Origin of the sequence: Exiguobacterium sp. RIT594 (assembly GCF_003339585.1) — a bacterium.
In the GTDB taxonomy this organism is placed as follows: Bacteria; Bacillota; Bacilli; order Exiguobacteriales; family Exiguobacteriaceae; genus Exiguobacterium_A.
The window spans coordinates 861,877-885,798 of sequence record NZ_QPKF01000001.1; the positions used below are offsets into that span (position 1 = coordinate 861,877).

Here is a 23,922-nt window from a genome sequence, read left to right on the forward strand (position 1 = left end):
GAAGTTGTCCCACTTTTTTTTGAAAAATAAATTGACATATTTCCAATATTCTGCAATGATGTATATAGAATATGACGAAGCGGAATGCCGCATTTTCATTAGAATTGTCTATCAAGGAGCTGGAATGCCAGGTCGTTGAAAAAAAGTCCTGACTCAAATGAGTCAGGACTTTTTGTATGATTACTGCAGAATAGCCCAGGAAGTTTGAAGACGCTCGGCTCGAATGAGCGCCTTTTTCGCTGTCGCGCCGGCTAACACCGTCAGCAAACGTTGGCAGAGAATGTCCGGTTGTGTTTGATGAAGAAACAGTTGTTGGATGAACCGCGAGAAAACGACATCGTTCGTTGCGAGTTGCCGTTTTAACGTTGAATGGGACATCTGATTGATTTCATCCGCACCCAAACCCGCTCCCGGATTAAATGAGGATATAATCAACAGCTTAACAGGAGTAGCATCAAGCGATAAACCAAGTGATTCAACCTGTTGGCATGCTAAGACCATTTCTTGATAGATGAGTTGGTGTAACAAACAAGGCTCTTTCAGAACAAGCGGATCATAAACAGAGACGGCTTGGCGAAGTTGTTCACGTGTTACGGTAGATGGATTCGGCTCCGATACTGAATCTTGAACCATGTCATAACAAGTCGATAATGAAAAAATCATCCGGCATTCCTCCTTATCATGGATAATTTGTCTTCACTTGTCATTTTAAATCATAAATGAAGCGCTTACAATGAATGTTTTAACATATGCAGGAACAGAAAAGATTTGTTATCATGAAAGGCAGAGTAAATGAGAGGAGTGTTGACGATGATTCGATTATTTAAAGCCATTCCGGAGCTTGAGATGCCGGTTTATAGCGGACAAGACTATCCACTCGAAGGAACCGAGACGACATCCGGCTTTCTGATTTCCAATCATGTTCCGGGAGAACAGGTAGAAGAAACCCTACTCGTCGCATCGGCTGAAATTAAAACGAGCCAGACAGGTCGTGAATGGTTACAATTTACCTTCAACTCTCCAAGTGGTGCATGTAAGGGAAAACAATGGTTGAACCAAGGGACAGCGGAAGAGGCGATGCGTCCTTATCTTGAGACCGGTATCGTGCATATCTCTGCCAAAGTCGAAGAATATCCCGTTGATTCCGGCAACAAGTCATTAACCGTTCAGCGGGTGAAAGCGGTTCACGATCAATCCGGCACGGCATTTTTACCGCAAATGCCTGCCGGTGAATCTGCACGTGACTACCGTAATCAATTAATTGGTCTGATCGATGAGATGCAGGCACCGCTTCGACAAGTAGCACACCGTGTTTTATCGACATATTGGGAGGATTTTTCGACCCGCCCGGCGGCATTGTATCATCACCATGCCTATATCGGCGGATTGTTGAAACATACGGCTTGTATGATGACGATTGGTTTTGGAATCTGTCAATCGGAACGGCCGAACTTGACGCTCTTACAATGTATCCAAGAAGCCGAAGCGGATCATAAAAACGACTTGTTCCAGGCGAGTGACCGGGATATGCGTCAATTTGCCTGGGATGACAGTTTTGATGCCTTATATCAGGCGGCACGTTCGATTGCCTTGTTGAACGAACGTCCACATCAGGATGAATTACTGTTGGGGATTTTGTTGCATGATATTGGAAAAATCTTTGAATATACCCATCTCGGAGCGAGCGAGGACCGTTTTTCCCGTTTGGTCCAAGCAGAACCGGTCGATGAAAAACTGTCCGGTATTGCCTTAGATCCGAACGGTGTGTTGATGGGACATATGCCATATGGATGTTTTGTTTTGGAACAAGCGCTACAAACAGAAGCAGTCCGACTTCCGGTTGATCAGTACCACCGGTTAATGCATATGATTTTATCGCATCATGGCAAAAAAGAGTGGGGATCAAGCGTCACCCCGCAGACGACAGACGCCTGGTATTTACATGCCATCGACTTACTGGATGCACGAAAAGAAAAATGGCGGCAGTCGCAGTTAACTTAAGGAGTGAACACATGTCATCACGAATTCAAACAACCCTCGTCACGGGTTTTTTAGGGGCAGGGAAAACAACATTATTGAACCGGATTGTTGCGAATCCGATTGAAAAAGTGGCTTTACTTGTCAATGAAGTCGGTGCCGTAAACATTGATGAGGCGCTGATCGAACGCAGTGACGAGGAAGTCATTGAACTTACAAACGGCTGTATCTGCTGTTCCATTCGTGGCGATTTGCGGGATGCGTTGCTCCGGATTGCTAAAAAAAGACGGGACGGTGAGATGGCCTTTGACCGTTTGATTGTCGAAACGACAGGGATTGCCGATCCGGGTCCAATCTTACAGACGTTTTACTTTGAACCGGCAGTCGAGCAACAGTATCACATCTCGAGTGTCATTACAGTCGTCGATGCCTATCAACTGGAACGGCAATTGACGTTTGAAGAAAATGTCCGTCAAATCGGCTTTGCGGACACTTTGTTGTTAAATAAAACCGATTTGATTTCGGCGGACGAGGTCACGGTGGCAGCCAAACGCTTATCGGAACTAAATCCAACGGCATTGATTCTACCGACGATCGAATCGGACACGCCGATTCAACAGTTATTCGAAACGTTTCATTTCCCGAAGCAGGAAGAAGAGCGGCTGGCACACCAAACAGACGGTTTGCAAAAAGCAGCGGAGTCCTTCACCGCGTTGACGATTACCGAACAAGTCCCGTTGCACCGGCAACGCTTCGGTGCCGTTCTTCGGGAAATTCTCGAAGCGTATGCGGAAGATTTATATCGTTATAAAGGAATCATTCATTTCTCGGATACGAATCGGAAAATCATTTTACAAGGAACAGGCATGATTTACGGAACGGCAACACGTGGTGAATTTGAAGGACTGAAACAAACAACGCTGGTCTTCATCGGAAAAAATTTAGATGAACAAGCGATTCGAAAAGGTGTAAAGGCGGCGAGAGAACATGGTTGAATTATATTTTGACGGAGCAGTCCGTCCCTCGAATGATGATGCGGCAGTCGGGATTTTTTGCAAAAATTCAGAAGGTCAGGTCATCGAACGGACATTTAGGATTACGGCTGAGAATAATCATGAAGCTGAATTTCAGGCATTTTTAAAAGCAGTGGAATTAGCGGAAGAATTATTGGCACAAGGGGAAAGTGTATTTTCTTTCCGAACGGATTCAGAAGCCGTTTCGTTGGCAGTCGAACGCGAGTTTGCCAAAAATAAGCGGATTCAGATTTATTTTGATCCGGCATTCGAACGGTTTTCCCGTTTACCGCTAGCATTCGTCAAATGGATTCCGCGATCGGAAAATAAAGCTGATCGAGTGGCAAAAGATGCTTTAAATGAATATTAATCAAAAAACTGGTCGGATCTCACAGATCCGGCCAGTTTTTTCATGGAGACGTCTCATCGACCGGATCTTCCAGTCGTTCGACTAAGATTTGATCAATCCGCCGACCATCCAAGTCAACGACCTCGAAACGATAACCGTTGCTCGTCACGTGACTTCCCCGGACCGGAAATTCGCCGAGCAGATATAAGACGAGTCCAGCCACCGTATGATACGTGTTTTTTGCTTCGCCCGGTAAATCTGTTTTGATACCAAGAACACGTTTCAGGTCATCAATATGCAACAACCCATCCGCCAGGTAAGATCCATCCGTCCGTTGCACCAGTTCCGGCTCCTCTTCGACCGTCGAGATTTCACCGACAAATGCTTCGAGAATATCAAACAACGTAATCATTCCCAAAAAACCGCCATACTCGTCGAGCACAAAGGCAATCGAAACCGTTTCCTTCCGCATCCGTTCGAGCAGGACGGTCGCTTGCAATTGTTTTGGGACAATGAGGGGTGTATGAATCATCGATTCAATCACAGCTATCGGTTGCTCGGCAGCCAGGATTTCCTTCGCATCGATGTATCCGACGAAGTGATCCAAATCACCGTGACCGACGGGAAGATTCCGGTGTTTTGCAGTCCGTAAATCAGCTAAGATTTGTTCCGGTGAGTCCGTTAAGTCAATCCATTCCGTCACCGTACGCGGTTCCATTAATTCATAGGCTAACTGATCATGAAAGGCAAATACCCGAGAGACCTGTTCTGCTTCTGACATGGCGAACGTTCCTTCTTTCGTCCCGCGAATCAGTAATTGTTTAACCTCATCTTCCGTCTCGTCTTCCGTTTGAAGGCGATCAAGTCCGATCATCCGAAAAATAACACTTGTGGATTTACTTAAGATGAAGATAAATGGTCTTAAAATACTCGAGAATAAGCGCATTGGTTGTGCCAAGACCATCGTGACACGTTCCGGACTGACAAGGGCGATGCGTTTCGGGACCAGTTCACCGACAACGAGCGATAAGTAGGTGATGATGGTGACGACCACGATATAGCCGACCGTACTGGCATAAGGAGCCAACCACTCAAAACGGGCGAGCCAGTCAATTAACGGAGCGGATAAAGCAGCACCGCCAAAGGCCCCGTTGATGATGCCAATCAAGGTAATGCCGACTTGAACGGTCGACAGCAAATCCGTCGGACGTTCCAAAAAGTCGAGGGCTATTTGAGCGGATTTTTTTCCGTCGTCCGCATATTGTTGCAGCTTGGATTTTTTGGAGGACAGTAAAGCCAGTTCCGTCATCGCAAATACTCCGTTCGCCAGAATTAAAAGTAAAACAATTGTTAAGTTAATCAACCACATCTAGCATTCACTCCTTTTTGATAACAAACTATTCCCCAAACTGGCCTCTATCATTCCCATTCGTGACGGTTTCCGTTAAACTATTAATGTATCAGCAGATAAAGGGGGAAATTAGCATGGAATACCGTTTAGAACACGACACGATGGGGGAAATTCGTGTCCCGGAAGCACAAGAATGGGGAGCACAAACACAACGGAGCTTGGAAAACTTTAAGATTGGAACAGAAAAAATGCCGATTGAAATCATTCGGGCATTTGCGGTTCTCAAAAAAGGAGCGGCTTTAGCCAATCGTGATTTAGGTGTCCTTGATCAAGAGAAAGCCGAAGTGATTGCCGAAGTATGTGACGAAATCATCGCCGGACAATTCGACGCAGAATTTCCACTGGTCGTTTGGCAAACCGGATCCGGTACACAGTCGAACATGAACGTCAATGAAGTCGTCGCACGTGTCGCGACACGGAAACTTGCCGAACGGGGAAGCAAGCAAGTCATTCATCCAAATGACGATGTCAACAAATCACAGAGTTCGAACGATACATATCCGACCGCGATGCATATCGCAGCGAAAACGATTGTCATCGATCAACTGTTGCCAGCGATTGATGCCATCCATGCGACGCTCGACGAGAAAGCAAAAGCCTTCTCAGACATCGTCAAAATTGGCCGGACACATTTACAGGACGCAACACCAATCACACTGGGACAAGAAATCAGTGGGTGGGTCCGTATGTTACAGCTTTCGAAAAAGATGATTGAGTTGACGTTAGAGCCATTGACGGAGCTAGCCATTGGCGGGACTGCAGTCGGAACCGGAATCAATGCCCATCCAGAATTCGGAGACCGGGCAGCTGAAAAAATGAGTCAAGAAACGGGGAAATCATTTGTCAGCGCAGAAAATAAGTTCCATGCCTTAACAAGTCATGATCAACTCGTCTTTTCACATGGCGCCATCAAGGCGCTGGCGATGGATGCGATGAAAATCGCCAATGATGTCCGCTGGTTGGCATCGGGTCCTCGTGCCGGAATTGGTGAAATCACGATACCGGAAAATGAACCGGGAAGTTCCATCATGCCTGGAAAGGTCAACCCGACACAAAGTGAAGCGCTGACAATGGTAGCCGCTCAAGTTCTCGGAAATGATGCGACAATCGGTTTTGCAGCAAGCCAAGGGAACTTTGAATTAAATGTCTTTAAACCGGTCATCATGTATAACTACATCCAATCGGTTCGTTTATTGACGGACGCCCTTCAATCCTTTAATGACCATTGTGCCATCGGAATCGAGCCGGAACGGACGGTCATTGCCGAGAACGTCGACCGGTCGCTGATGCTTGTTACGGCACTGAATCCGCATATCGGCTATGAAAATGCAGCTCGGATTGCTAAAGCGGCTCATAAAGAGGGTACAACTTTAAAAGAGGCTGCGCTTGCAACCGGTTTATTGACAGAAGAACAGTATGACCAGTGGATCGTTCCAGCAGAGATGGTCCATCCTAACCTAAAGGCATAATCGAAAACGAGGGTCTTCCCTCGTTTTCTTTTCAGTCGAACGGATGATTTCGGCTGTATAGAAAGAGAGGGAAGACTTGTGGAAACAACAAAAAAACAAATTGAAAAACAAATCGATCAAACGATTCTCATGGTCGAACGTTTACTCCGGATGGATTCTGTTCCAAAATCGGAGTTGCTTGTTTTCGCACAGTGGCTTAACCGATTTAGCGAACACGATCAAGCAGAATTTTTCGAACGGCAGACTGCTCGCTGGGTGAGTGAGTTGGACAGCGTGGTAGAAGAAGTGCCGCATGAACAACTCGTCACACTACTCGCACCTGTCATAGATCATCTATCAGAACGGGGACGGAAAAAAGTCGTCCGGAAAGAAATGATTCTTTCGGTCACAAAACGGTTTTTAGATAATATCCAGTGGAAAAAAGCACTGGAACAAGAACGATACATGACCCGTTTTTTTGGATCCATCGAAGATACATTGGAAGTCGGATACGATTTGCATGTCGATGCGATGTTGATTGACTACGAAATCATCCGAATGACGAATGATGCATTGATTGTGAAGTTGTTTAAAAAATTAGAAGCATCGTTTATTCCGCTGATTTTGATTGGACCAAATGACCCGGGTGTCCGTCAAGCTTGTTATGCGCTCGGGACAGACGACTATTGGGATGAAACCGTCGGAATCGATGAACGTAAAATTCGTCTGAAGCGTTTGCTCCGAAAACTACGGACAGTTTCTTCGTCGATGTTAGTCGATGAATTGACAGGAGCCTTTAACCGGAAATACCTTCAAAATGCTTACCGGAGACGGACATCCCGCTTAGAACGTGATGGTCAATTGTTTGCCTTGGCCATCTTTGATTTAGATCACTTTAAACGGATCAATGATTTGCATGGTCATCCAACGGGGGATCTTGTGTTGACCGAACTGGCGTCCTTGACGAAACAAGCCCTTCGACAAGACGACGAATTGATTCGTTTTGGGGGAGAAGAATTCATGGTGTTGTTTAGTGCGGATGATTCGAATCATGCTACAGAAATGATGGAGAAAGTTCGGGCACGGATTGAACGTCATACATTTCCAAATGGATTGAAAGTGACGGTTTCCATCGGATTAACAGTCATTGACGATGTAATGCGGGATTTGGAGGAAATGACATCTGAAGCGGACGAAGCGCTTTATCAAGCTAAGCGAAATGGGAGAAATCAGGTTATCGTCTATGCAATGGCTACTGCCAAAGAGAAAGTGAAAGCCGTCATTAAAATCGAAAAGACGATTCTTCCATCTCTTTCGCTGATGGAAATCCCGAGCCATCCGAAATATGATTTTGACCTCGTGGCGGACAATCAAAAAACAGCGGGTGTGATTCAATTGTATGTCATGCCGCTTGAACAACTGGCAGCATCAAATTTTAAGCTTGTCGATGAATGGAAGCAGACACGTGACCAAATCATTGACGTGATTGCGATTGCCGGCGAAGAAAATCAATTGCTTGGTCAAGCGCTTGAACGAGGCGTTACGGATTATTGTTTGTCTCCTCTCGATCCACATCAGTTGGAAGAGCAAATTCGACAATGGGCGATTCGTCTTCCGTAACGGCAGTACACTAAAAAGACACCTCGACTTTCTGGAAGTCGAGGTGTCTTTTGAAAACAAAAGAATGTTAACGGAGCGGACGATCAAACTGTTTGATCGTAAAAGCTTCTGAATGTTGTGGATCAACCGGATGAAACATCTCGGACAAACAAACGAAGTCATCCGGAATCTCGGGATAATAAACATCCCCTTCAATGACGGCATCGATTTCCGTTGCATAAATCCGCTTGGTAAGTGGCAGTGTTTGCTGGAACAGTTCGCCACCGCCAATCAAAAAGACTTCCTCTTCCGACTCCGCGAAAGCAGCCAGTCCGTCTAAATCATGCCAGATGGTAATTCCTTCTGAATGGAAATTTGGATCACGCGTAATGACAATATTTTCGCGACCCGGTAATGGACGTCCGATTGACAGAAATGTTTTTCGGCCCATGATGACCGGTTTGCCGTAAGTCGTTTTCTTGAAATGGGCCAAATCAGCGGGGAGATGCCAGGGCATCTCGTTATCCCGACCAATGACCCGGTTTTTTGTATAGGCAACGATCTGCGAAATCATACGGCGACGACTCCTTTAATATGCGGATCAGGATCATATCCTTCAATGATGATATCGTCAAACGTAAAATCTTCAATACGTTCCACTTCCCGGTCAAAACGAATCGTCGGTAAAGGTTTTGGATTCCGGCTCAATTGGAGATTGACTTGATCCAAGTGATTTGAATAAATATGGGCATCACCTAAAGTATGAACAAAATCGCCGACCTCAAGTTTACATACATGGGCAATCATATGGGTCAATAAAGCATAGGAAGCAATATTAAACGGTACACCCAAGAAGACATCTGCTGACCGCTGATAAAGCTGGCAAGATAGTTTTCCGTCCGCGACATAAAACTGGAACAGCAGATGACAAGGCGGTAAAGCCATCTCTTCCAATTGACCGGGATTCCAAGCGCTGACAATTAAACGACGTGAATCCGGATTGACCTTGATTTGTTCAATGACCTCGGCTAATTGATCGACGGTCGTTCCGTCCGGTTTCGGGAAAGAACGCCACTGGGCACCATAGACCGGTCCGAGGTTGCCCTCTTCGTCCGCCCACTCATTCCAAATGCGGACACCATGTTCTTGCAGGTAGGAGATGTTGGTTTCACCGGAGATAAACCAGATCAATTCATGAATGATGGACTTCATATGTAACTTTTTCGTCGTTATCATCGGAAAACCATCCTGTAACGGGAACCGCATTTGATGACCAAAAATACTGATGGTCCCGGTTCCCGTCCGATCTTCTTTTTTGATGCCGTTCGTTAAGATTTCCTGACAAAGCTGATGATACTGTTTCATGAATAATGTCCCCCTATTAAAGCTATCTTCCTATTGTAGCCGAACCTCCTGGATCGAATCAACCGTTGGAAGAGGACGGAAGATGGCGGCGGAACAAATAACTGAACAGACCAAACAACGGTACGATGTCCCGCCAGCCAAGGCGTATGTCCTGGCGTGCCCGTATCCGGTGTAACATGAACAGCTGTAAAATATAAAACATTACCAAATCGACCGTCATCGTGCGAACGAATTGATTGGTCGTGAAATAGACTTGGAAAATGGCCCAGTCTGAACGTGCTAAAGCTAACCAGATGATGACAGCTGACAGAACAGTCAGCAGGGCGACAACGTAAGGAATGAATTTCCGGCGTCGAAACGGCAAAAACGTTTGTCGCGGGATGGCGAGAGCTAGATACGGCATGAGAATAAAGGATCCTAACGCAAATGCGCCAAAACTTGCTAACATCGGTGAAGGTTTCAAGAACCGTTTTTCATCTAAAAAAAGCATGAAAAACGCGGCTGGATAGATGCCAAGTAACGTAAATAAACTGAGTGCAGACGTATCGAACTGGCTTTGATCAAACCGTAAAAAGGACAGGAGAAAACCGGAAGGAAAAACTCTGTTATTCCCAAACAGTAGGATGAAGACAATGGCAATAGCCCAGACTAGAAACAATAAATAACGACGGTACATGTTGGTACGCCTCCTCTCTTAAATCATTTTCCTCTATCGAAAAAATTCAAACGTGAAACGCTAGGTCCAGTATACAGGAATCCGGATGAGGGAATCCTCTTGTCCTGGTTACAATATTCGTGATACGCTAACGATGAAATAAATGGAAGCGCTTTATCGATAAATGCAATCGCTTGCATAAATTGTTCATAAGAGGAGTCGATCAATCATATGGAACGAAAATGGTGGCATGACAGTGTAGTCTATCAAATTTATCCGCGTAGTTTTAAAGATTCTAACGGAGACGGAATTGGAGATCTTGTCGGTATCATCGAAAAATTGGATTACTTAAAAGAACTTGGAATTGATGTCATTTGGCTGAGCCCTGTCTATGACTCACCAAACGATGACAATGGATATGATATTCGGGATTATGAAGCGATCATGGCTGAATTTGGAACGATGGCAGACTTTGATCGTCTGCTCGATCAAGCACATGAGCGGGGCATCAAAATCGTCATGGATCTTGTAGTCAACCACTCCTCGGATGAGCATGCCTGGTTTGCAGAGTCACGGAAAAGCAAGGACAACCCGTATCGCGATTATTACATTTGGAGAAGTGCCAACGAAGACGGTACGTTGCCGAACAACTGGGGATCGATTTTTTCCGGACCGGCTTGGGAATTAGATGAAACGACAAATGAATATTTTTTACACCTGTTTTCTAAAAAACAGCCCGACCTCAACTGGGAAAACGAAAAACTCCGTCAAGAAGTGTATCAGATGATCACCCGTTGGTTGGATCGCGGGATTGACGGTTTCCGGATGGACGTCATCAATTTAATTTCGAAGACACCCGGACTTCCGGATGCGACGGTTCCTTCCGGTGCTTTGTATGGAGACGGCGGACAACATTATATTAACGGACCACGAATTCATGAATTTTTAAAAGAGATGAATGATGCATCGTTTGGTCAATATGATGTATTGACGGTCGGGGAAATGCCGGGAGCGACGACCGAAGATGCAATCCTTTATACAGATCCGGAGCGAAAAGAAGTCAACATGGTCTTTACATTTGAACACATGGACCTGGATTCCGGTCCAGGAGGCAAATGGGATGTCCAACCGTTTAATCTTCAAAAACTAAAAGAAAACTTTACGAAGTGGCAAGTTGCCTTACATGAGAAGGGCTGGAACTCGTTGTACTGGAATAATCACGATCAGCCGCGGGTCGTCAGTCGATTCGGAGACGATACGACGTATCGTGTTGAATCCGCTAAAATGTTAGCGACATTGCTTCACCTGTTAAAAGGAACACCTTACATTTATCAAGGGGAAGAAATCGGCATGACGAACGTTGCCTTTGAATCGATTGAGGAATATGAGGATATCGAAATCCGCAATATGTGGAAAGAGCGGACCGAGCAGGGGGCTTCACCGGCAGAGTTATTGCGTGCTGTCCACATCAAGGGGCGGGATAATGCCCGGACACCGATCCAATGGGATGCAACCGAGCACGGTGGTTTTACGACAGGTACACCCTGGCTGAAGGTCAATCCGAATTATCCATCGATTAACGTCGAACAGGCCTTAGCAGATTCCGATTCAATCTTCTATTACTATAAACAGCTGATTGCGTTACGTCATCAGCACGATTTAATCGTGTACGGCGAGTATGCGTTGATTTTAGAAGAGGAGACCGATGTCTATGCCTATACGAGAACATATGAAAATGAAACATGGTACGTTTACTGCTCATTCAGTAAAGAGAAAGTAACCGTTCCACTTTCACACGATACCTCTGATTCAGTCATCGGAAATTACAATGAATCTCCGTTGGTCTCGAAAGAAGAGTTGGTCCTTCGGCCATATGAAGCAATCGTCTACCGAATATTCCGGTAAAAAAGAACAGCATGTAAACAAGGAAAAAACAAGGATGGCGGACATGAAATCCGCCATCCTTGTTTTTGGTTGTTGAAGTCCGTTCTTTCGATTAAAGAAAAGTCACAAACTTCTATTCTAAGTAAACCACACGACATTCAAGAGGTCGCTTTGACGACTTGTTTAATCGTATCGATAATCTGCTGTTGCTCATCTTTGGTTGTTTCGAGTCGTATGCCATATAAACGCTGGGAATCAAGCCATTTTTCATGTAAAATCCGTCCGTTCAGCTTTAATGGTTCGAGACCGCGTATAAGAGAAAATTCGACGACAATCGACGTCGAACGGTCGATCGGCAGCTTCAGCGGTGTTGCAATCGCCATGCCACTAGGTGAGATATTATGGATCTTCATCGATCCAATCGGCGTCCGTTGTCCACCTTTGACAAGATAAAATTCACCAGCAACCGGTTCATCAAAATGAAACCGGAAAGATTCGTTGCGTTTAATCTTCAAGATGAACACCTCCTGATTTCCATTATCCGTTAAAAGAGGACAATCTTCTAGCGAAATGTTAAAAATCAGGAAGGTGATTGTATCAAGCTGCTAAATCCTTAGAGGGAGTGGTCGGGTGAATCCGTTTAGCAAGATACATGAAGGGAGTGGCGACCCAGGCAATGACGAATTTGGCGAGATAAGTGGTGATGAAAATCTGCCACCAAATATCAAACGGTAAGCTGTGAAAGGCAATCGCACAAAACGTCAACGTATCAATCAATTGACTGAGGACCGTCGACCCGGTTGTCCGTAACCAAAGTTTCTTTTCCCCCGTCTTTTGACGGATCTTGGAATAGATAAAGACATCAAATAATTGTGATACCAGGTAGGCAGACAAACTACCAAGCGCAATCCAAGGAAGTAAACCGAATAACAGGTTCAATGAACTTGACATGTCTTTCGCCAGGGTGTCATTAAGTGGCGTGTACAATATGCTGTATTGCATCAATAACGTTGTCGTGATCAATGAGAAAAATCCCATATAGACGCCTTGACGCGCTACTTTTTTTCCGTACTTTTCATTTAAGATGTCGGTAGCCAAATAACAACTTCCGTATACGACGTTCCCTAATGTGAAAATATAAGAATAAAGTTCAACTTGTTGTGTGACTTGGATATTGGCAATGATTGTTGCGATGGCAATCCACATCATCAAACCGGTTTTGCCAAACAGACGATAACTGAGTAATAACAATCCCATCGTAAGTAAGATGGAAGGAAACCATAACCATTCGTTCATGTGAGAACTCCTTTCTGAATCATACAATCCAAAATTTTACGCTTTTTTTTGGTCGATGTCAAAAAAAAACCGACGCCTGATTGCGTCGGTCGAGCCTCAAGGGCGTTGTAAGGAATAGCGTTTACGACGGCCCTTACTAAAATAACCGTCTTGTTTGACGAATCCGTTTGTCTTCAAAATCTGAGAAGCGATCTCTTGATGGGGAGATGTCGGTAAGACACGGGCACGTACTTCGTAAAGAGACAATACATTTGATTGCTCAAGTGCCTGTTGTACTGCCTTTGTTCCAAAACCGCGGCCGCTGTACGGGTCGAATATCATCAAATCAAGTTGGAAATAATGCCCCATTTTTAATAAGAGTACACGACCAATCAGTTGTTCGTCGACGAGAAGATCAAAGTAGAAGTCTTCGGAATAACTGTGTTCAACAGAATCGAAAGCGCGCTCGACCCCAAGCTCATGGTCGTATCCTTGAATTTCCTGTCGAGATAATCCGTAAGCCTGTTCGCCGTACTTTAAAAAGTGTTCGAATTCAGTCTGATCTACATGACGTAGTGTTCGGCGTTTTAAATCCATGACGGTGTCCTCCTCTGATCGCAATTCACTCTGCTCATTTATTATAGCGACTTCAGGAAACAAATTGCAAAAGATAGCTGAAGAAGTAAGGAACGGGGGGGAAGCGAAAAAGTAAGTTGTAAACGGATTGTGATTGTTTCAATTCGTGATGAATATGGTAAAGTAATGATGTAGACATCTGGATGCTGGAAGGGGTTGGAAAATGTGTTCACAGAACGGGATGGAATCAAATTACGCTTAGAACAAATCGAACGCTTATATTCTGATTTGAATCGGGAAGCGAAACAATTGACGGAGCGGTTACGCCAACTTGACGAACAAGGGGACGAAGTCCGTCATGATCTTGCATTAAATAAAGAAGATCGCGACCACTTGAAATCAAGTATCGATGAGACATTGCAGGCATTGTTACAACGGACAACTGTTGATGCCAAAGTCGAGCAGGAAAAACAAGAAGATTTAATTTCTAAAAAAGCACTCATCGAAGATATCGAAGGGTTATTGAAGAAAAAGAAATAAGCTGGCGCAGGCTAGCTTATTTTTTTCTGGGAGTGAAACGGATTGAATAAACAAAAAGTCGTATTGACGACGTGCTTAAGGCCCACAGATAAAGTCAGGACCAGATTACAGCGACTTTATGAAACAGAGCGAACCATCGACTTCGACGTCATCGAGCGAAAAAAAATAGGACTGCAGGCACTTCGCGAGCAGTATCAGCGTCCCGTTCTTGTCGTGGATAAAAACCGATTGGAATATTATCCGCAAGATGCAGACAGCTCTTTTTTCTTTCATCCGTCCAGTGCGGTTTTTCGAATCAAACAATTTGACCGGAATGGTCATGATCCATTGATTACAATCGCCCGGTTGCAAAAGGGGATGACAGTCCTTGATTGTACGTTAGGCTTAGGAGCAGACGCCATCGTCATGAGTCACGCAGTCGGACAGTCTGGTCAAGTCATCGGTTTAGAAAGTAATCCGGTGACAGCCTTGATCGTACGGGAAGGGTTACAACAATGGATCGAAGGATACCAACCAATCATTGACGCGATGCGACAGGTTGAAGTTCAGTGGGCGGAAAACTTCACGTACTTGAAGCAATGTGCCAGCAAATCGATAGATGTCATTTATTTTGATCCGATGTTTGAAAAAACCGTTTCAGAATCAACGCATCTTGACGGACTGCGACAACTGGCAAACTATGAAGCGTTGACCGAACAAGTAGTAGCCGAAGCGAAGCGTGTCGCGCGACAAAGAATCGTCTTAAAAGCTCATTTTGAGAGTGAGTTATTTGAACGATACGGATTCGAACGGACGAAACGAAAATCGTCCAAACTTCATTATGGTGTCCTTGAATTATGACGACAAAACCCCCTCTGAGTCTGACTCAGAGGGGGTTTACCTATTAGTTAGGATTATTCGACTGCTTCTTTTAATTCTTCTTCCATATCGTCAAATTTCTCTTGAACCGATTCAACCGGTTGTTTCGTCAAGAGACTAACGACAACGGTGAAGAATAAGCTAGTGAAGAATCCGGGTACCATCTCATAGAGTGTCGTACTGAGACCGAGCTGAACCCAAATGATGACGGTGATTGCTCCGGACAACATACCGGCAAGCGCACCTTGTTTCGTCATCCGTTTCCAGTAAAGCGAAAGCAGGATAATTGGACCAAAGGCGGAACCAAAACCAGCCCAGGCATAACCGACCAATGATAAGATCGTGGCAGACGGATTCCAGGCTAAGACGGAACCGATGACAGCGATGACCAGGACGGCCATTCGTCCTGTCAAGACGAGCTGTTTATCTGTCGCTTTTTTATTTAAAAACGTTTTATAAAAATCTTCTGTTAAAGCACTTGATGTGACGAGCAACTGCGACGAAATCGTCGACATGATAGCAGCTAAGATTGCTGCCATCAGGAATCCTGTGATGTAAGGATGGAATAAGACGTCAGAGAAACGGATGAAGACGGTTTCTGGGTCGCCGAGACCGTTTCCTTGTCCTTCAAAGTAAGCAATTCCGACAAGTCCTGTCATCATGGCACCGAGAATCGAAACAAACATCCAACTAATTCCGATGCGGCGTGCTTTTTTCAAATCTTTGACCGAACGAATGGCCATAAAACGGACGATGATGTGGGGCTGTCCGAAGTAGCCGAGTCCCCAAGCAAGGAATCCGATGATTCCGAGGAATGTCGTACCTTTTAGCGGATCAAACAATGTAGGATCCAGATTTTCTGCATAGTTGTAGGCACCATCAATTCCGCCTACATCTGTCAACGCCACGATCGGTACAAGAACGAGGGCGATGAACATGATACAACCCTGGACGAAGTCGGTCCAACTGACTGCGAGAAAACCGCCAAACAATGTATAGGCGACGACGACCGCAATCGTCAAGAGCATACCATAATGATAATCAAAGCTGAATGAGCTTTGGAACAGCTTACCGCCGGATACGATACCAGCTGATGTATAAAACGTGAAGAAAACGATAATGACGACGGCAGAAACAGTCCGTAAGACACGTGACGTATCTTTAAAACGATTTTCTAAGAAGTCAGGAATCGTAATTGAATCATTTGCCATTTCCGTATAAAGACGAAAACGTGGCGCTAAAATCAAATAGTTTACGTAACAACCAATTAACAGCCCTAAAGCAAGCCATAAAGCCGATACACCGGTCGCGTACATCGCTCCGGGTAATCCCATCAACATCCAGCCACTCATGTCGGATGCTCCGGCGGATAGTGCCGTGACTCCGGGACCTAAATCCCGACCACCTAACATATAATCTTCCGTGTTTGTCGTTCGCTTGTAGGCAATGTAGCCGATGGCGAGCATCATGACCAGATACAAGCTGATTGAAATCCATTCTTGCGTCATAACAATAAAGCCTCCAATAATCTTTTTTTTGCGCTGTTCATTCATCTGTCAAAATAAGCACAATCGATTTGTTCCCCACCTTACAGGGTCTAAAACGACAAAGCAAGTCTTCACAATGTCATGAAAAGTGGCTTCAGCCCTCGTCTATCAAGGGGTCGGGACACTTTCCGTCCCTCTTAATGTTCTATTTTTCTGAATTCGGTCATGAAAATGTCGTCAAATGGAAAGGAAATAGAAATGAAGAGTGTTATTAAAAAAGGTATAATTAAAATTTTTTCTGCATGAAAAAAGGCGATTCAAGTGATATAAAAATCACTTGAATCGCAGGTGGAAACGTAACTTAATCTGTAAAGACAATCGTCTGGTAAGCCGTTTGAAGACGGTCAAGAGCTTCGTCCAACTGACTTCGCGGGCATCCGAAATTCAGGCGTTCAAACGTCGAAGCATTTTTTCCGAACGGTTCTCCGTGTGTCAGTGCGAGACCAGCCTGGTTGACTAACCAGTCAGCCCGCTCTTTCGAATTAAACGGAAGAGCGGCACAATCAATCCAAAGCAAGAAAGTGGCGTCCGGTGTAACGACGGTGAGACGAGGCATTTCCGTCCGAATCCGTTGTATGGCATGGTTACGGTTCTCTTCCAGGTAAACCAACAACTCCTGTAACCAGTGTTCACTTTCCGGGTCCTCATAAGCAGCAATAATAGCGGTTGCCGCAAAAGCATTCGGATGCACGAAGTTCGCCTGCTGCACCTGCTCGATTTTAAGACGCAAGTCAGCGTTCGGTACAATCAGATATGAAGCATAAAGTCCCGGGATATTGAATGTTTTAGATGGGGCACTGACCAGTATTACCTGATCGTATTCAAACGCGATAATCGGATGATGCGTTACATTCGAAAACAGCAAGTCGGCGTGGATTTCATCCGACAAGACATAGACGCCGTATTGTTTAGCAAGTGCAACCAGTCGTTTCAATTCATCGAAGCTGAATACGCGACCGGTCGGGTTATGCGGATTACATAAAATGATCATGCGCGCTGTCTTCATCTGTTGTTCGAGCAATGTAAAGTCGATTTCATACCGGTCATGTTGTAAACCAAGCGGATTTTCGACTAAACGTCTTCCGTTCGCTTCTATAACATGATGGAAAGGCGGATAGACAGGGGTCTGGATGATGATTTCATCATTTTTTTCCGTCAATGCCAATACACTATGTGCGAGTGCGGGAACGACGCCGCTCGAATACAGGATCGTTGCCGGATCAACCGATTGGTCATAACGTTTGTCAAACCAATGTAGAATGGCATGTTTGGCTTTTTCTTCGAACAGAGAATAGCCAAAGTTGCCGCTTGCTGCCCGTCTTGTCAAAGCTTTTGTTATCGAGTCGGCAGGACGGACATCCATATCTGCAACCCACATCGGAATCAGTTGATCCGATCCGAACAGTTGTTTCAAACCATCCCATTTGGCGGACCCGGTTTGTCTTTTCTCCAACACTTCATCAAACATATGCTCATTCATTTTGTTCAGTCCTTTCAATATAAACTTAACTATATCTTCACAGTACCGAACAGGTCTCAATTCGGCAAGTTAGAAAAATAGAGGTTTTAAACAAAGGACGCATGGGAAAACTCAATATCGTACACAAAAAAAAGGACGGGGTGGATTTTATGTTACATTCAAAAGTGTTAGTAGGACGATCACCAGAAGAACTCGAAGAACGACTTAATCATTTCTTTGAGGAAAATGGTGTCGGTTCAAATTCAATCATCACACTTAAATTCTCGACATTCGTCGCATCGAAAGCGGATGAACATTATTCTGTGTTGATTGTCTTTGATAACTCATTAACTAAAACAGTCCTTTAATGCATCAGAAAACAGTTAGGGGGAACTGAGTTTCCCTTAACTGCTTTTTTTGTATTTTCCTGAAAAAGTTGATATTCATTTAGGCTTACGTTATACTAATATTAGAAAAAACAGGCTTCCGTAGGTTAATGGCAGACCTCAGCAATGGTAATGCTGCAGTGCGAGTTCGATTCTCGCCGGAAGCATCAAAATAAACAGGTCTTCCGTCACAAGTTAATCACTTGAACGGAGGACCTGTTTTTTTGTTTAGAACAGGGACTGATCTTGAAGGAGACATCCATGAATCAATTAAATATTTCGATTGGTAACGAAATCAAGCGGATCCGGCAAGAACGGAATTGGACACAAGCCGAACTGTGCCAGGGGATTTGTAGTCAGGCAGAAATCAGTAAAATCGAGAACGGACGAAATTCACCGACAGTTGATTTATTACAACAACTTGCGGAACGTCTTGAAATACCTGTTTCTTTCCTACTCGAAAATCGAAAACAGCAAGAAAGTATAAAAAAAATAGACCATACGTTGCTACAATTAACTCGAGAAGGAAACTATGAACAAATTCTATCGTATGATATTACTACTGGTGATAGATTTCATGAGACAACATTATTACTTGAATATTATCGAATCATTAGCGAGTATCGTATAGATAATTATGATTATCGGACAACATCGGTTCAACTTTCTCGATTAATTGAACATAATGATATTAAATATAATTATCCGGATTTATACTTAAGAGCAAAGATGGCAATAGCTATATTGTACGCAGAAAATCAGGAATATAGACAAGCTGAAAAGCTGTACAAAGAGTTAGAAGAGACGCATTTTGAATTTAGTAATGAAAAAGTGATCGAACAGCAATTAAAAATTATATATAATCATGCAAAACTACTGTTTAAGATGGGGAACTTTGAAGAGAGTCTGACTACTGCATTAAAAGGTATTCATTCGAGTGTGCTGTTGAGTAATGCTTCTTATATCGCACATCTTTATTATCAAAAGGGAGAAGTGTTAGAAGTACTGAACGGTGATGGTGAAGAAACCTCTCAAAGTTATGTTATCGCATATGAATTATTTAAAGCATTTCACATGACTCGATATGCGAATACTGTTAAAGAAGTAAAACGAAAATTTCTTTTTACCGAATAAAATGAATATTGATTAAAAAAGGGCTGTTTATAAAATGATTCCACTTTCAAATTCAATCGGAAATCAATTAAGGCGAATTCGACTTGAACAACAACTTACTCAAAAAGAAGTTTGTCAAAATATTTGTAGCCAAGCAGAATTAAGTAAAATTGAACAAGGAAAAGTATCCGCAACGATTGAAACAATTCAAAAAATCGCAAATCGACTAAATGTTTCAATGCTACAATTATTCGAGGAAGACGCACAAGCGGTATTGTTTCAAGAATATGATCAGGGGTGGACACAACTCTTTCGTAATCAAAAATTTGATGCTGTTATTAATTCTGTTAAAGAAACTTTATCTACTCCAATAAATATTAATGTATATCTACTTGCTAAATATTTTGAATTAATCGCATTAGAAGGTAAAAAAAGGTTGGATTATCGATCCTGTATCTCGGAATTATCATTTTTAGCAGATCAAGAAGAAGTATGGTATGAATCACCGTTAATGTATATAAGAATCAAATTAGCAATCGCAAATTACTATTATTTAAATCATCAGTTCGTACATTCTAGAAAGATTTACGAAGCATTACTAGTGATGGATTACAATACAGAAGAATTAAAAAACTTACGGATTAAGATTTTATATAACCATGCCCAACAACTGTTCTTTCAAGAAGACTACCGTGAGGGAATGAAAGTGACGGAAATAGGTATATCTGAAAGCATAGAACGAAAAAATTCTTCTTTTTTAGGACATTTTTTTTATCAACGTGCGAATTTTAAAGAAAAGCTAGAATTTGATGAAATCAAAAAAATAAAAGAAGATTATACGCTATCATATACGTTATTCACTGCATTTAATTTAGAGCGTTACGTCGAGATTGTTGAAAAAGGAAGAAATGATTATTTATTATTTAAGTTCTTATAAGGTTATATCTAAGGGAGAAAGTTAATGAATTCACTACCTGTATCAATTGGAAATGAAATCAAACGCATTCGTAAGCAAAAGAAAATGACGCAAAAAGAGTTGTGTGAAGGTATATGTAGTCAGGCGGAAATTAGCAAAATTGAAAATGGACGCAATTCACCAACAATTGACTTGTTGCAACAAATTGCCAAACGGTTGCGTATTCCGATGTCGATGTTGTTTCGTGACCAATATAAAAGTGAACAATTCCGTGAATGTGACCGACTTCTCAACGGCTTATTCCGAAGCCAACAATTTGATGAGCTAATGAATCAAATTGAACAAATAAGAAGTCGGTCAACAGTCAAGGAAATTCTACTCTTGTTGAAATATTTTGAAATCGTGTGTAATGAGCGTACTAAAAAGGTCGATTTCCGAACAAGTATCTCACAATTAGTTCGTTTAACGGATACGGCAGAAGTTTGGTTTGAATCGCCTCAAATGTACCTCCGTATCAAGATGGCGATTGCAAATTTTTACTTTGAAAACAAGCAGTTTGTTCATTCAGAAAACGTATATGAAGAAATATTAAATTTAAATTTTGATACGATTGAACTAAAGAAAACCAGAATTAAAATAATGTATAACCATGCCCAACAATTATCATTTCAAAAAAATTATGAAAAGGGTCTAAACGTAGTAGCGACTGGAATCAAAGAAAGTCTTGCGTTGGACGATGCATCATTTTTAGGGCATTTTTATTTTCAACGCGGCTACTTTACCAAAAAAACCAATGGTGATATCAAAGACGTTAAGAGAGACTTTACGCTTTCTTACAGCATGTTTAAAGCCTTTGAGATGCCGAGCTATGAACAACTTGTCATTGATAGCCACGAAGAATTTTTACTCTACAGATTTTAAAATGTTTCCCCGGCCTTCTCACATGCAGAGAGGGCTTTTTTGACGAGTTCCTCCGCCCGGTCCGGATATTGCTGATGTCCTTCCAGGATAATGGTCTGGACATCTTCAATCCCGAAGAAACGAAGGATGTCGAGCATGTAACGAACGGCATGTTCGGAATCAGCTTTATCCGCTGTTGAATAGTCCCCGCCGCGTGAATGCAGCAACAAAACTTGTTTGCCCGTCACTAAGCCGACAGACCCTTCTGCTGTATAACGAAACGTCTGACCTGCTTGTGCAAGATAGTCCATATAATTATGAAGCGGAGCCGGAACGGTCAGGTTCCACATCGGGAAGGAAAAAACGACTTTATCCGAGTCGAGAAACCCGGTCAGATATTCTTGTAATTTGTCGAGCGGCACATGTTCATCGGTCTCAACAGATTCTCCACGAAATAGTTGGGCGGCAGCAGTGGCGAGACGTAAATCAAAAAACGGTAACCGTTCCTCGAATAAATTGAGTACGACGACTTCATCATCCGGATGATGGGTCCGGTAACTCGCGAGAAACGCTTCGTTCATGTGCGAACTGATTCCTTTCTTTTGATGGGTACTATCATTTGCTTCGATAAATAACAAACGGCTCATGACATAACACTCCTTTCAATCTTTACTAGTCAAATACCCGATTGAAGACTTCTTTAGACGTGGAGAATGAAAAGCAAATTGATGGAGGATTTAGGTTTTAATTCCAACTTGATAAGGAAAAGGAAAGAATGAATTGACAGAAAAGAGGGGATGATATGAAGGCGCATAACCGTCCTTCATCAGCAAATCTTCACTATCATCGCGAAGTAAACGCAAATTATCGGCTGTTCGGAATGATTATCTTTGTGCTGACTACTTGCGGTGCCGCTCTGTATGTTTTTTCAAGTAGCATCAGTCAAACTGGTTTAGAGCAGTCTGTCGGATGGCGGGCATTTTTAATTTTCATCGTGGGTGTAGTTCAATTTTTAATCGGAAAAAGTAGTCTGACCGATCGGTGGAAACCGCATGTGATGTCAAGCGTCTTCCTATTGATACCTTTTATCTACTATCCATATATCGACAATGGAGCACAGACGGTATGGGCAGCCTCGTTGTTGTTTGTCTTGACGTCTCTTGTCGTGATCAATCGGACGATGTTGCTGTATGCGACAGGAATCAGTGTCCTTTCCTTGCTGTATGTCTGGTTAAAAGAACCGACAGGAATCTCGACCTTCAGTCTGACCGATCATATCGCGCGAATTGGATTGATTCTGATTGCCACTCTCATCAGTCTGTTGATTCATAGACAATATGTCACACGTTTGGAACGAAACATCGATTACCTGACACGATTAAAAGAACAAGCTTTCTTCGATCCGGTTACGGAACTGGCGAACCGGTCCTTTTTTGTCATTGAAACGGAGAAAAAAGCAGTTTCGGGAGATATCATCTGTCTGATTGATCTCGATGATTTTAAGACAGTCAATGATGCGTTCGGTTACCGGACGGGGGACCGGACGCTTCATGTGATCGGAAAGCGCCTGATGACCCGTTTTTCCGATTGTATCGTGGCGAAAGCGAGTGGAAGTGCTTTTTTATTACATGCAACATCTACGCCACCGCATCAACTATGTGATGAGATTTTAGCCAATATTTCTGAACGTGTCCAGATTGATTTTAAGCAAATCAATGTAACGGCAAGCATCGGGGTTTCATTCGTCAACGGGGAATCGATTGATCACGTCATCAATGATGCCGAGATTGCTTTATTTACGGCAAAGTCAAATCGAAAAAATACGTTTGCGATTACGGATCAGGTAACCCAAAATGAACGCAAACGAGCAATGCAACTGACACGGGACCTGTATGATGCTGATCTTGACCGGGACTTTTTTGTGCTGTTTCAACCACAAGTCAGCGCAGCTAATCACCGCATCACGGGTGCTGAGGCACTAGTCCGGTGGAATCATCCGAAATATGGCCTGATTTCACCACTGGAATTCATTCCATTGGCAGAACGGACACGATTCATCGAGACACTTGGAGGATGGGTAATGCGTAAAGCCTGCCTGCAAGGACAGAAATGGTTAGACCAAGGACGAAAACCAATAACGATTGCCGTCAATGTTTCGCCTTGGCAGTTGCGACAAGAAGACTTTACCGAAAAGGTTTTGGAGATTCTACGAACGACCGGTTTTCCGCCCTACTTATTGGAGATTGAAATGACGGAACATATCTTTATTGAGGGAACGGTACAAATCATTGAAACCTTAAATGAGTTGCATCTCCACGGGATCCGGATTGCCCTTGATGATTTCGGAACGGGCTTTTCATCGATGCAGACGCTTGTCGAATTACCCTTCGATCAGTTAAAAATTCCGAAAGAGATTGTCCGGGAGGCGGTTGACTCGGAAGAAAAACGAGCCATCGTCGAGACGATCATTCAACTGGGAAATCGGTTGAAGATGACAATTGTCGCAGAAGGAATCGAAGCGATGGTAGAAGCGGAACTTTTGACAGGATTAGGATGTCAGACGCTTCAAGGGTATTTGTTCCACAAACCATTGGAAGCGTTATCAATTGAACCATTACTCGAGTTAGAAGCCTAACACAAAAGCTCAACCA

Annotated in this window: 24 protein-coding genes and 1 tRNA gene; 14 read left to right on the top strand and 11 right to left on the bottom strand. The window is 43.4% G+C overall.

Features of this window, described 5'->3' with window-relative positions:
• Nucleotides 1-180: 180 nt before the first annotated feature.
• Complete coding sequence (locus DVG79_RS04295) at nucleotides 181-663, bottom strand: hypothetical protein (RefSeq protein WP_114595599.1); 483 nt, start codon at nucleotides 661-663, stop codon at nucleotides 181-183.
• 147 nt (nucleotides 664-810) lie between these two features.
• Here DVG79_RS04295 and DVG79_RS04300 point away from each other — a divergent pair, with 147 nt between their 5' ends.
• Genes DVG79_RS04300 through DVG79_RS04310 form a run of 3 tightly spaced genes read left to right on the top strand, consistent with a single transcriptional unit; the run spans nucleotide 811 to nucleotide 3,360 of the window.
• Nucleotides 811-2,001 (top strand): HD domain-containing protein, encoded by a 1,191-nt coding sequence (locus tag DVG79_RS04300; RefSeq protein WP_158537515.1) that lies wholly within the window; start codon nucleotides 811-813, stop codon nucleotides 1,999-2,001.
• An 11-nt stretch (nucleotides 2,002-2,012) separates the two neighbouring features.
• Complete coding sequence (locus DVG79_RS04305) at nucleotides 2,013-2,972, top strand: CobW family GTP-binding protein (RefSeq protein WP_158537516.1); 960 nt, start codon at nucleotides 2,013-2,015, stop codon at nucleotides 2,970-2,972.
• Complete coding sequence (locus DVG79_RS04310) at nucleotides 2,965-3,360, top strand: ribonuclease HI family protein (protein ID WP_114595601.1); 396 nt, start codon at nucleotides 2,965-2,967, stop codon at nucleotides 3,358-3,360. The genes DVG79_RS04305 and DVG79_RS04310 overlap by 8 nt, the downstream gene beginning before the upstream one ends.
• Nucleotides 3,361-3,400: 40 nt before the next feature.
• Here the strand turns inward: DVG79_RS04310 and DVG79_RS04315 are convergent, their stop codons facing one another.
• On the bottom strand, nucleotides 3,401-4,708 hold the full coding sequence (locus tag DVG79_RS04315) for a hemolysin family protein (protein ID WP_114595602.1): 1,308 nt from the start codon (nucleotides 4,706-4,708) through the stop codon (nucleotides 3,401-3,403).
• Nucleotides 4,709-4,824: 116 nt separating this feature from the next.
• Here DVG79_RS04315 and fumC point away from each other — a divergent pair, with 116 nt between their 5' ends.
• Together fumC and DVG79_RS04325 are read left to right on the top strand one after the other, a co-directional pair.
• Nucleotides 4,825-6,219 carry a class II fumarate hydratase gene (gene fumC, locus DVG79_RS04320; RefSeq protein ID WP_114595603.1) on the top strand — a complete coding sequence of 465 codons (1,395 nt, stop codon included), beginning with the start codon at nucleotides 4,825-4,827 and terminating at the stop codon, nucleotides 6,217-6,219.
• 78 nt (nucleotides 6,220-6,297) lie between these two features.
• Entirely contained in the window at nucleotides 6,298-7,818 is a 1,521-nt protein-coding gene (locus tag DVG79_RS04325) for a diguanylate cyclase (protein WP_114595604.1), read from the top strand.
• A gap of 67 nt (nucleotides 7,819-7,885) precedes the next feature.
• Here DVG79_RS04325 and DVG79_RS04330 read toward each other — a convergent pair whose 3' ends face one another.
• From DVG79_RS04330 to DVG79_RS04340, 3 genes are read right to left on the bottom strand one after another with little or no spacing between them, the layout of a single operon-like run.
• Nucleotides 7,886-8,371: a dihydrofolate reductase gene (locus DVG79_RS04330; protein ID WP_114595605.1), complete on the bottom strand. Its 486-nt coding sequence runs from the start codon at nucleotides 8,369-8,371 to the stop codon at nucleotides 7,886-7,888.
• The gene (locus DVG79_RS04335) at nucleotides 8,368-9,162 is read right to left on the bottom strand and encodes a thymidylate synthase (protein ID WP_114595606.1); all 795 of its coding nucleotides are present in this window, start codon (nucleotides 9,160-9,162) and stop codon (nucleotides 8,368-8,370) included. The genes DVG79_RS04330 and DVG79_RS04335 overlap by 4 nt, the downstream gene beginning before the upstream one ends.
• A 58-nt stretch (nucleotides 9,163-9,220) precedes the next feature.
• Nucleotides 9,221-9,838, bottom strand: a complete 618-nt coding sequence (locus DVG79_RS04340; RefSeq protein WP_114595607.1) for a hypothetical protein — start codon at nucleotides 9,836-9,838, stop codon at nucleotides 9,221-9,223.
• A gap of 210 nt (nucleotides 9,839-10,048) precedes the next feature.
• On the opposite strand from DVG79_RS04340, the gene DVG79_RS04345 reads away from it, so the two are divergent.
• The gene (locus tag DVG79_RS04345) at nucleotides 10,049-11,722 is read left to right on the top strand and encodes a glycoside hydrolase family 13 protein (RefSeq protein ID WP_114595608.1); all 1,674 of its coding nucleotides are present in this window, start codon (nucleotides 10,049-10,051) and stop codon (nucleotides 11,720-11,722) included.
• A gap of 137 nt (nucleotides 11,723-11,859) precedes the next feature.
• Here the strand turns inward: DVG79_RS04345 and DVG79_RS04350 are convergent, their stop codons facing one another.
• The 3 genes from DVG79_RS04350 to DVG79_RS04360 all read right to left on the bottom strand — a co-directional run bounded on the left by DVG79_RS04350 (nucleotide 11,860) and on the right by DVG79_RS04360 (nucleotide 13,573).
• Nucleotides 11,860-12,216 (bottom strand): PilZ domain-containing protein, encoded by a 357-nt coding sequence (locus tag DVG79_RS04350; protein ID WP_114595609.1) that lies wholly within the window; start codon nucleotides 12,214-12,216, stop codon nucleotides 11,860-11,862.
• Nucleotides 12,217-12,298: 82 nt separating this feature from the next.
• Nucleotides 12,299-12,997, bottom strand: a complete 699-nt coding sequence (locus DVG79_RS04355; RefSeq protein WP_114595610.1) for a queuosine precursor transporter — start codon at nucleotides 12,995-12,997, stop codon at nucleotides 12,299-12,301.
• Between the two features lie 96 nt (nucleotides 12,998-13,093).
• On the bottom strand, nucleotides 13,094-13,573 hold the full coding sequence (locus DVG79_RS04360) for a GNAT family N-acetyltransferase (RefSeq protein WP_114595611.1): 480 nt from the start codon (nucleotides 13,571-13,573) through the stop codon (nucleotides 13,094-13,096).
• Nucleotides 13,574-13,777: 204 nt separating this feature from the next.
• Here DVG79_RS04360 and DVG79_RS04365 point away from each other — a divergent pair, with 204 nt between their 5' ends.
• Nucleotides 13,778-14,092, top strand: a complete 315-nt coding sequence (locus tag DVG79_RS04365) for a hypothetical protein (protein ID WP_012370605.1) — start codon at nucleotides 13,778-13,780, stop codon at nucleotides 14,090-14,092.
• Nucleotides 14,093-14,134: 42 nt separating this feature from the next.
• Complete coding sequence (locus DVG79_RS04370) at nucleotides 14,135-14,932, top strand: class I SAM-dependent methyltransferase (RefSeq protein ID WP_114595612.1); 798 nt, start codon at nucleotides 14,135-14,137, stop codon at nucleotides 14,930-14,932.
• A 53-nt stretch (nucleotides 14,933-14,985) separates the two neighbouring features.
• Here DVG79_RS04370 and putP read toward each other — a convergent pair whose 3' ends face one another.
• Nucleotides 14,986-16,458 carry a sodium/proline symporter PutP gene (putP, locus tag DVG79_RS04375; RefSeq protein WP_114595613.1) on the bottom strand — a complete coding sequence of 491 codons (1,473 nt, stop codon included), beginning with the start codon at nucleotides 16,456-16,458 and terminating at the stop codon, nucleotides 14,986-14,988.
• 340 nt (nucleotides 16,459-16,798) lie between these two features.
• Nucleotides 16,799-17,977, bottom strand: a complete 1,179-nt coding sequence (locus DVG79_RS04380) for a MalY/PatB family protein (protein ID WP_114595614.1) — start codon at nucleotides 17,975-17,977, stop codon at nucleotides 16,799-16,801.
• Between the two features lie 149 nt (nucleotides 17,978-18,126).
• Between DVG79_RS04380 and DVG79_RS04385 the strand changes: the two genes are divergently transcribed.
• The 5 genes from DVG79_RS04385 (at nucleotide 18,127) to DVG79_RS04405 (ending at nucleotide 21,292) form a co-directional block, all read left to right on the top strand.
• Nucleotides 18,127-18,324 (top strand): hypothetical protein, encoded by a 198-nt coding sequence (locus DVG79_RS04385; RefSeq protein ID WP_014970552.1) that lies wholly within the window; start codon nucleotides 18,127-18,129, stop codon nucleotides 18,322-18,324.
• Nucleotides 18,325-18,438: 114 nt separating this feature from the next.
• A tRNA-Thr gene (locus DVG79_RS04390) sits at nucleotides 18,439-18,509 on the top strand.
• Between the two features lie 94 nt (nucleotides 18,510-18,603).
• Nucleotides 18,604-19,476 (top strand): helix-turn-helix domain-containing protein, encoded by an 873-nt coding sequence (locus tag DVG79_RS04395; protein ID WP_114595615.1) that lies wholly within the window; start codon nucleotides 18,604-18,606, stop codon nucleotides 19,474-19,476.
• A gap of 34 nt (nucleotides 19,477-19,510) precedes the next feature.
• Entirely contained in the window at nucleotides 19,511-20,392 is an 882-nt protein-coding gene (locus DVG79_RS04400; RefSeq protein WP_114595616.1) for a helix-turn-helix domain-containing protein, read from the top strand.
• A 24-nt stretch (nucleotides 20,393-20,416) separates the two neighbouring features.
• Nucleotides 20,417-21,292 (top strand): helix-turn-helix domain-containing protein, encoded by an 876-nt coding sequence (locus DVG79_RS04405; protein WP_114595617.1) that lies wholly within the window; start codon nucleotides 20,417-20,419, stop codon nucleotides 21,290-21,292.
• On the opposite strand, the gene DVG79_RS04410 is transcribed toward DVG79_RS04405, so the two are convergent.
• Nucleotides 21,289-21,918, bottom strand: a complete 630-nt coding sequence (locus DVG79_RS04410) for an FMN-dependent NADH-azoreductase (protein ID WP_114595618.1) — start codon at nucleotides 21,916-21,918, stop codon at nucleotides 21,289-21,291. The genes DVG79_RS04405 and DVG79_RS04410 overlap by 4 nt on opposite strands.
• Nucleotides 21,919-22,073: 155 nt before the next feature.
• Here DVG79_RS04410 and DVG79_RS04415 point away from each other — a divergent pair, with 155 nt between their 5' ends.
• Nucleotides 22,074-23,906 carry a putative bifunctional diguanylate cyclase/phosphodiesterase gene (locus DVG79_RS04415; protein ID WP_114595619.1) on the top strand — a complete coding sequence of 611 codons (1,833 nt, stop codon included), beginning with the start codon at nucleotides 22,074-22,076 and terminating at the stop codon, nucleotides 23,904-23,906.
• The last annotated feature ends 16 nt before the right edge of the window (nucleotides 23,907-23,922 follow it).